At 68.3% G+C, this 7834-nt stretch carries 8 protein-coding genes and 4 tRNA genes; 6 read left to right on the forward strand and 6 right to left on the reverse strand.

Annotation, left to right across the window (positions count from 1 at the left end):
* Positions 1 to 4 precede the first annotated feature (4 nt).
* Entirely contained in the window at positions 5 to 1015 is a 1011-nt protein-coding gene (locus ABTZ89_RS08855) for a hypothetical protein (RefSeq protein ID WP_351042003.1), read from the reverse strand.
* A 16-nt stretch (positions 1016 to 1031) separates the two neighbouring features.
* On the reverse strand, positions 1032 to 1565 hold the full coding sequence (locus ABTZ89_RS08860; protein ID WP_270948948.1) for a hypothetical protein: 534 nt from the start codon (positions 1563 to 1565) through the stop codon (positions 1032 to 1034).
* 261 nt (positions 1566 to 1826) lie between these two features.
* Between ABTZ89_RS08860 and ABTZ89_RS08865 the strand changes: the two genes are divergently transcribed.
* Positions 1827 to 2345, forward strand: a complete 519-nt coding sequence (locus ABTZ89_RS08865) for a hypothetical protein (RefSeq protein WP_351042006.1) — start codon at positions 1827 to 1829, stop codon at positions 2343 to 2345.
* A 619-nt stretch (positions 2346 to 2964) separates the two neighbouring features.
* Here ABTZ89_RS08865 and ABTZ89_RS08870 read toward each other — a convergent pair.
* A tRNA-Val gene (locus tag ABTZ89_RS08870) sits at positions 2965 to 3036 on the reverse strand.
* Positions 3037 to 3091: 55 nt separating this feature from the next.
* Complete coding sequence (locus ABTZ89_RS08875) at positions 3092 to 3562, reverse strand: TIGR02611 family protein (protein ID WP_351042009.1); 471 nt, start codon at positions 3560 to 3562, stop codon at positions 3092 to 3094.
* A gap of 826 nt (positions 3563 to 4388) precedes the next feature.
* On the opposite strand from ABTZ89_RS08875, the gene ABTZ89_RS08880 reads away from it, so the two are divergent.
* The 4 genes from ABTZ89_RS08880 (at position 4389) to ABTZ89_RS08895 (ending at position 5222) form a co-directional block, all read left to right on the forward strand.
* Positions 4389 to 4814, forward strand: a complete 426-nt coding sequence (locus ABTZ89_RS08880) for an SsgA family sporulation/cell division regulator (RefSeq protein ID WP_270948951.1) — start codon at positions 4389 to 4391, stop codon at positions 4812 to 4814.
* A gap of 140 nt (positions 4815 to 4954) precedes the next feature.
* A tRNA-Gly gene (locus tag ABTZ89_RS08885) sits at positions 4955 to 5027 on the forward strand.
* A 47-nt stretch (positions 5028 to 5074) separates the two neighbouring features.
* Positions 5075 to 5146: transfer RNA gene (locus ABTZ89_RS08890), tRNA-Cys, on the forward strand.
* 1 nt (position 5147) lies between these two features.
* Positions 5148 to 5222 (forward strand) — tRNA-Val (locus ABTZ89_RS08895).
* Positions 5223 to 5353: 131 nt separating this feature from the next.
* Here the strand turns inward: ABTZ89_RS08895 and ABTZ89_RS08900 are convergent.
* Positions 5354 to 5950: an NAD(P)H-dependent oxidoreductase gene (locus ABTZ89_RS08900; protein ID WP_351042012.1), complete on the reverse strand. Its 597-nt coding sequence runs from the start codon at positions 5948 to 5950 to the stop codon at positions 5354 to 5356.
* A gap of 82 nt (positions 5951 to 6032) precedes the next feature.
* A complete protein-coding gene (locus ABTZ89_RS08905; protein WP_351042015.1) occupies positions 6033 to 6869 on the reverse strand; it encodes an NmrA family NAD(P)-binding protein in 837 nt (278 codons plus the stop codon).
* A 126-nt stretch (positions 6870 to 6995) separates the two neighbouring features.
* Here ABTZ89_RS08905 and ABTZ89_RS08910 point away from each other — a divergent pair, with 126 nt between their 5' ends.
* Positions 6996 to 7601, forward strand: coding sequence for a class I SAM-dependent methyltransferase (locus tag ABTZ89_RS08910; protein ID WP_351042018.1), 606 nt, complete (start codon positions 6996 to 6998; stop codon positions 7599 to 7601).
* Positions 7602 to 7834: the final 233 nt, after the last annotated feature.

The following is a 7834-nucleotide window of genomic DNA, read 5'->3' on the forward strand; positions in this document are numbered from 1 at the left end:
ATCGCTACGTAACGAGGTTGCGCCAGAAGTTCCGCAGGCTGTCGTCGGCGCCGAAGAGCGTGCTGAAGATCGTGGAATCGGCCAGCAGCACGTCGGCCGCGCGGTCACCGCTCGGGGGCATCCACAAGAACATGTTGAACTCGGTGTTCCCCTCCTCGCTGAACGGGTGGGGTCGGGAGGTGTCGATCGGCTGCCGGGCCAGCACGTGGATGGCCTTCGGCTCGTCGGTCGTCACCGCGTAGTGCGGCAGGTGCATGTGGAAGTTGAAGTTCGCGACCCCGTTCAGCCACCCCTTCTCGTCCAGATCCCTGGCGGTCGACAAGGGGGCGATCCGGTTGTCGTCACCGGTGGCGGGACGCAGCCCGTACCGGTTGATGACGGGCACGTCCAGGCCCTTCATCAGATCGCGGACGTAGGTGGCGAACCGCTGCTGGCGGGGTACCAGGGGATCGCCGTGGTGGCGGTGCTCCACCTCCCGCACGGACAGATCGTCCGACGCACCGACGTCGTGGTGGGGTCCCAGCACCAGGCGGGCGTCCTCCCGGGCCAGGTAGGACCGCAGCGCCTCGATCTCGCCGGGCTGCGCCTCCTGCCTGGTGATCATGTGGTCCAGTCCGAAGACGAACAGGACGTCCGTGTCGTCGAGCACCCGCTCATCGAGCGGGGTGGGGAAACCGGCCTGGTCGATGCGCTGGTACACCGGGACGGGATGCCCGGTGACCTCCTCGACGTAGTCCTGGAACGCCACCCAGGCCCAGAAGAACAGCTCCAGCGATCCCGCGATGGTCTGCTGGAACCGATAGGGGTCCGACCACTTCGGGTCCTCGTAGGCCGGCCACGCCACCCGCCGCACCTCCGTCAAGGTGGAGAACCGGTTGTCCAGCTCGGCGGGGTTCCGGCCCGCCTCGGCGGGATAGCTCCACGAGACGTAGATGCTCACTCGCCGCCCGGCAGGGGTGTACTTCCGGGGAATGTGCCGCTGGTTGTAGGTCCGTGCTGTTCTGGTCTCGCTCATCGCCCAGCTCCCGGCTTCACTGCATCTGGTCGAGCATCTCGGATAGGGCGCTCTTGATCCGCAGAGCCTTCTTGATCTCGTCCGCCGTGTAGTACGGGTACTCCCCGTACTCGATGAAGCTCGGGCAGTGGTGCTCGCGGACGAACCTGACGAACGCCTCCGGATTGGTCCGCCAGTCCTCCGGGAACCCCTCCAGGTGCTCGAACGCCGTGCTCACGCCCGCCTTCGAGAACAGTGCGACGGCGTCTTCGGTGTACTTGTCGAAGTCGGTGTCGAAGATCCCCTGGTACATGAAGCGCGTGTCGTCGTCGAAGAGGACCCAGCGCAGGTAGTGCAGCTTCAGCGGTGCGAGAAGGTACGGATCCTTTTCCAGCGCTTCGGCCAGTGCGTAGCCGTACTGGCGCATCGCGTCGGCGTGGCCGGGCTTGACCCGCGCGACGATGGTGAACCCGTAACACGCAGGAGTCCTGGGGAATACAGGCCCGTACTTCCCCTGTTCGAGATGATCCGTTTCCTTGGGGAGGACGACCGCCTGAGGCTTGATCTCCATGCCCCCACCTCCCGCCAACCAATGGGCCGGGACGTTCCCATCTTCCCGCCCCGGCACTGGGCGCGCCTGCCGAGGCACGTGCGTCCTGGCGTGCTGCGGCTGGCGTGTGGTGGCCCGCTGACCTGCGCAAAAGCGCTGGGCAGCGGCGGCACCGCTGGTTGACGAGCATTGAGGAGGTGGCCCGGCTTTCCGGACCGGCCGCGCGAAGACCGGCACGACGGTGGACGCCGCGTGTCCGGTGTCTGACCTCGGGAGCGAAGGATGCTGGACAAGTTCAGGGCGCAGGCCCGGGCGCGGAGAGCGGAACGCCGAGCTCACGCCGACTACACCGGTGGCGTCTACGGTTCGCTGCTCGCCGCCTCCGTCGTGGTCGGAGCCAGCACGCTCGGAGCCTTCCCGCGGCTGGAGCTGGCGTTGCTGCTGCTGACCACGGGGATCGTCTTCTGGCTCGCGCACGTCCATGCCCAGCTCTTCGGCGCACGCATGGCACAGCGCTCCCTGAGCAGACGAACCGTGCTGCACGTGTGCCGCGAGGAGTGGCCCATCGTGGAGGCCGCCGTGCCTCCCACGGTCGCCGTGCTCATCAGCCCCCTGCTGGGCCTCGACGTCCAGGGCGCGGCCTGGCTCGCCCTCGCCGCCGCTCTGATCAGCCAGATGGGCTGGGCGACCGCTGCCGCACGGCGCGCAGGCGCCATCTGGCGCCAAGTGGTCCTCACCAACGCAGTCAACCTCGCGATCGGCCTGCTGATCGTCGCCCTCAAATTGGCGCTGAAGCACTGACCCCGGTGGGCGCACGACGCGGCAGCCGCATCGACCGAAAGCCCCTCTCGCACTGCGCGAAATCCCGCGAGTTCCACGGCACCTCGCACAGCTCCAGAGCGTGCTCGATCCGCAGCCGGACGGACAGGTGGATGGTGAGCTCTCCGATGCGGTCCCGCGGCACCCATTCCACGCGCCGCGACTCCGAGCTACTCCGGGACTCCCCGAACTGAGGTTTCACGCGGAAAGCGATGGAGAACTCCCACCTGACCTCACCGTCGCCGTAGGCAATCACGTGTCGCGCGTCAGCGCAGATGCCGAACAATTCCGGCCACCCCGACCGCGACCCCGGTTTCCACGATCTCCGCCACCCGTACGCCACCTGGCTCGCGGATGATCGGGAGCGTGTGAACATGGTTCAGCGGGTCATGGGACACAAGCTCGAAGTGCTCCGCCCCCCGAGTTCGAAGAACGAGCCAACGAGCCAAAAAGCTGGTCCCCCAACCCAGGCCGGGAACGCCACCCATGGCGAGGAGCAGTCGACGAGCAACCCCCGCACCGTGGGGGCGTGGGGGCTCGGCCCCCACAACAGAAGACGAAGAAAATCCCCCCGGCGAAGCAAGCCGGGGGGATTTTCGAGTGGGCGATACTGGGATCGAACCAGTGACCTCTTCGGTGTGAACGAAGCGCTCTCCCCCTGAGCTAATCGCCCGTGTTCTTTTGTCGTCGCCGTTCCTGGCGACAAGAAGAACAATACACGACCGTTTTCAGCGGTTGAACAGGGGGGAGGCCAACCAGTTCCAATGCAGGTCAAACCAACCGCCGACGGTCGCGAACAGGCCGAGGAGCCACAGCGTGGTCAGCACGACCAGGCAGGTGCCTGCTCCCACGGCGAGCTTGGTGATCGTGCTCTGGCGGCCGAGCCAGTCCACCCAGCGCCGGTAGTGGCGCTTGGCGAAGGCGTTGACGCGGCCGGCCCAGTGGAACTCGGTGGCGAGGATGCCGAGGCCGGCGAAGACGACGAGCCAGCCCGGGCCGGGGTAGGGGATCATCACGATGCCCGCGGTCAGCACCAGGCCGCCGATGACGCCGATCGCCACGCGGTAGGCGAGGTTGAAGCCGGGCTTGGTGCGGATGCGTTCGCGGAACGCGCGGATGCGGTCGCGCAGCCGGGGCGCGCGGGGTTCGTCGGCGTCGGGGCGGGTGTCCGACTCGGTGCTCTCGCTCAGGGCTCCCACCTGCTCGGTCGTGCGGGCTCGTGCGGGCCGGAGTGCCCGGTCGAACCAGGGTACGGCCCGTTCGCACCGCTGAGCTCGCTTGGCACCGGTTCCGGCGCGGCGGATGTCAAGCCGACAGTCGGGCGTCGGTGGGCTCCGGCGCCGCCGGAATTGTGACCGTTCTCATGGCCGCCGCCGGGCCGGACCGGGCCCTTCGGCCCTGTTGCACGGCTTCGATCCTGGTCACAGTGTGACGCCACTCTCGACCGGGCGTTCGGGTGTACGCCTGCACTGTAATCGCGGTGCAGTACGACATTCCCCCGATCCGGGGATATGCAGTGGTGAGCGTCTCACCAACCAGCCGCGCGCGTGACCGCACGGGTGCGTCCATCCCCTATTGTTGAGGAGACGTCACGCGAAGTCGGCGGAGCGGTAAACCCGGTGGTCAAACCGGACGCGAAGGCGAAAATTCGCAGGGCGGGGGCGACGGATCGAAGGCCAGAAGCGGACCCGGTTCGCTCGGTTGCGGACAGTAACCGACCCGGTCACCGGACGAGTTCAGGTCTTGCGGCCCGACTCCCCCACCGGACTCGTTCGCAGTGGATCTCTTCCTCTGGTGTGGACCACGGATGCGGCGCGCCCCCGATCGGGGCGACGATCCGCGACCACCCCCGAACCCGGAGGCCGATGCGGACACGCACCGCATCCAACTGATTGCCCAGCGAAGTGCACCCTGCCCCGTACGGGTGATCTGAGCGAAAGTCGCGAGCGTTTGAGCCCGCTAAGGCGTCACAACTGTGTTGCTCGGTCGATAAAGGGACCGGGAGGGAGCAGAAAGGGGAGAACCATGCGTAACGATCACGTCACTCTGCGTTCCACTGCGGTCTTTGACCTCCTGGCCCCGCAGGCGCCTGCCGTGCCGGTCCAGGTCGAACTGCGCTACGACACCAGCGACCCCTACGCGGTCGTGGCCGCGTTCCGCACCGGCCGCGCCGGCTGGGTCGAGTGGGTGTTCGCCCGCGACCTGCTGGCCGACGGGCTGATCGCGCACGCCGGCGAAGGCGACGTCACCATCCGCCCGGCCGTCGACGACCCGGAGGTCGTGGCGATCGAGCTGAGCTCGCCGTCGGGCCACGCGGTGTTCGAGGCCTCGGCGCAGGAGCTGGCCGACTTCCTCGACCGCACGTACGACGTCGTGGTCCCGGGCAACGAGAACCTGTGGGTCGACGTCGACGAGGCGCTGACCCGGCTGCTGCCCCACGACCTCGGCTGACCAGGAACAACGGGCTCGGCGCGGACCGCGCCGAGCGGCAGTTGGACCCCCCGTTGATCGCGCTCGAGGGCGTGGTCTAGAGTTCACTGTGCAACGCGACGGACGGCCCCGGAAGCCCGGGACCCGGAAGTCGCAGGCACGCGGATGTAGCGCAGCTGGTAGCGCATCACCTTGCCAAGGTGAGGGTCGCGGGTTCGAGTCCCGTCATCCGCTCTGGATCCTCTGGCGTTCCAGCCGATTCCGGTGTGGAAGCGGAGTCCGGCGGAGTGGCCGAGTGGCTTAGGCAAGGGCCTGCAAAGCCCTGTACGCGGGTTCGATTCCCGCCTCCGCCTCGCGCGATTAGCTCAGTGGGAGAGCGCTACCTTGACACGGTAGAGGTCACTGGTTCAATCCCAGTATCGCGCACCACATTATTTTTCAAGCTCCTGTCGGCGAAAACGCCGACAGGAGCTTTTGCTTTCGGGCGTGGTTTCGATGCCCGTTTTCCGGGTCCCGCCATTGCGATCGGATTCCGGATCGTCTTGTCGGCCCTCTTGGATTCAGAGCACGGCCGGCAACGTCGAGACCTGTTTCGCGGTGGAGCTCACCTCCGCTGCGAGCGCCTCGACCGACGCGGTTTCGGAGTCGTGCACGATGCGGGTCGAGGCGATGCTCGCGCCGCAGAACCCGAAGATGCCGTGCTCGATCTGAGTCCGGAGTGCGTTGCTGTAGCCGTGGCGTTCGTATCCGTCCGCATCACCACCTGCCACGGCCAGCAGGTGCACGCTCAGCTGATCCAGTTTGGGGAGCACGCCGCCGACCGGGGAGTACTCGAAGGCCCAGCCGTTGACGAACACCCGGTCGATCCATCCCTTCAGCAGGGCCGGCATGGACCACCAGTACACCGGGAAGACGAGCACCAACTGCTGGGCGCGGTCCAACCTCGCCTGCTCGGCCACGACATCCGGCGGTGTGGGCCCCTCGCCGCGGTAGTGCAGCAGGTCGGCTGCGGTGAAGCGGGGATCGAACGCTTCGGCCGCGAGGTCGACCAGCTCGGCGGACCTCCCGTCGTCCGAGAGAGCCGTGGTCACCTCGCGGGCGAGCCCGTGCGTCAGCGACGCGACGTCGGGGTGGGCAACAACTACCAGACTGTGCACTTGACGTTTCTCCTCAGCAGGAATTCGTGTGCCAGCAGAGCTTTTCGGGGGGCAGCCCTCCGAGCGGGGAGCTGCCGGGCGGTCATCGCTGCCAGGCTCCGGCCGCTGCGACCCTCACGACGTACTCCTCGAAGGTGCGGGGCGGTCGGCCCAGCACGGCGGCGACGTCGTCGGTCGTCCCGGCGATCACTCCGCGCTCCATCATGACGAACATCTCGGCGACGTGGTGGGCGTCGTCCTCGTTTAAGCCCTGGTCGACCAGGACCTCGGTGTACTCGGCCGGGGAGATCTGCTTGTAGGTGATGGGCTGCCCGGACGCCCGGGAGATCAGGTCGACGGCCTCCGCGAAGGTCAACGCGCGGGGTCCGGTGAGCTCGTAGACCTGTCCTTCGTGCCGACCGGGCTCGGCCAGCACCGCGTCCGCGACGTCGGCGACGTCCTCGAGGTCGATGAACGGCTCGGGAACTGCGCCGGCCGGCAGTGCCAGCTCGCCGGCCCTCAGCGGGGCGTGGAAGAGGTCCTCGTCGAAGTTCTGGGCGAAGTTCGACGCCCGCAGCACGGTCCACTCCAGCGCCGAGCCGCGCACGGCGTCCTCGGCCGAGCGCATGTCCAGCCCGAACGTCGTGTCGCCCCAGGTGTCGGCTCCGCGCCCGGAGAGCAGGACCAGACGTCGCACGCCGGCGGCCTCGGCCCGTCTCACGAACTCGTGCACCGGGCCGGGAACGGCCGGAGGCACGACGTAGACGGCGGCGACGCCCTGCAGCGCCGGATCCCACCCGGCTGGGTCGGACCAGTCGAACGGCGTCCGGCCGGACCGGGATGCGGCGCGCACCGGGGTGCCGCGCAGCCGCAACCGGGCGGCGACCCGGCGACCGGACTTGCCGGTGGCGCCGAGGACGAGGGTGGTGTCGTTGCTCATGGCAGCGATTCAACCGAGCCACCTCGGACGAATCCATGGGCGAGAAGCTGGATCGCCTGTGCGATCGTCCAAGCCGCCGCGAAGAGGTCGTGGCAGGTGGGCGTCTCGTTCCGGGAGAATGCGGGCATGGTTGAGCAGAGCATCTGGATGCAGAAGGTCACCGCCGATCCCGGGCACTCCTCCTGGTACGTCGAACGCTTCCGCTCCATGGCTCGCGCCGGGGACGACCTCGCCGGGGAGGCCCGCCTCGTGGACACCGCGGTGCCGCGCGGCGCCCGCATCCTCGACGCCGGGTGCGGTCCGGGCCGGGTCGGCGGCCAGTTGGCCGGAGCCGGGCACGACGTCGTCGGCGTCGATGTCGACCCGGTCCTGATCGAGGCCGCCGAGCAGGACCACCCGGGGCCGCGCTGGCTGGTCGGCGACCTGGCCGAGCTCGACCTCCCCGCCCGGGGCATCACCGCGCCGTTCGACGCGATCGTCTGTGCCGGGAACGTGATGACCTTCCTGGCGCCGAGCACGCGCAGTGCCGTGCTGGAGCGGTTCCGCGCGCACCTCGCGCCGGGCGGCCGGGTCGTGATCGGCTTCGGTGCCGGCCGCGGCTACGAGTTCGCTGACTTCTTCGCCGATGCGGCGGCGGTCGGGCTCGAGCCCGACCTGCTGCTGTCCACTTGGGACCTTCGCCCGTTCACCGACGACTCGACCTTCCTGGTGGCCCTCCTCCACGAGCGGTGAACACCGACCTCGTCCGCCCGCCCCAGCCCGCGTATCGCGGCCGAACCAGGTGGACGGCATCAGCTCAATCAAGCCACAGTGGACAAACAAAGGCGCCCGCGCTTCGCACCACCGAGGCCCCCCTGAAACTCCTGCCCCTGCCAGCTGCCGCAACGGCGAACCCCGCCGAGTCGCCCATTCCTTCTGGTCAAGGCTCGTGAGCACTTTGTGGCGCTATAACCCCACAAAGTGCT

It is taken from the genome of Saccharopolyspora sp. NPDC002686 (assembly GCF_040295745.1).
Classification (GTDB): Bacteria; Actinomycetota; Actinomycetes; order Mycobacteriales; family Pseudonocardiaceae; genus Saccharopolyspora; species Saccharopolyspora oryzae.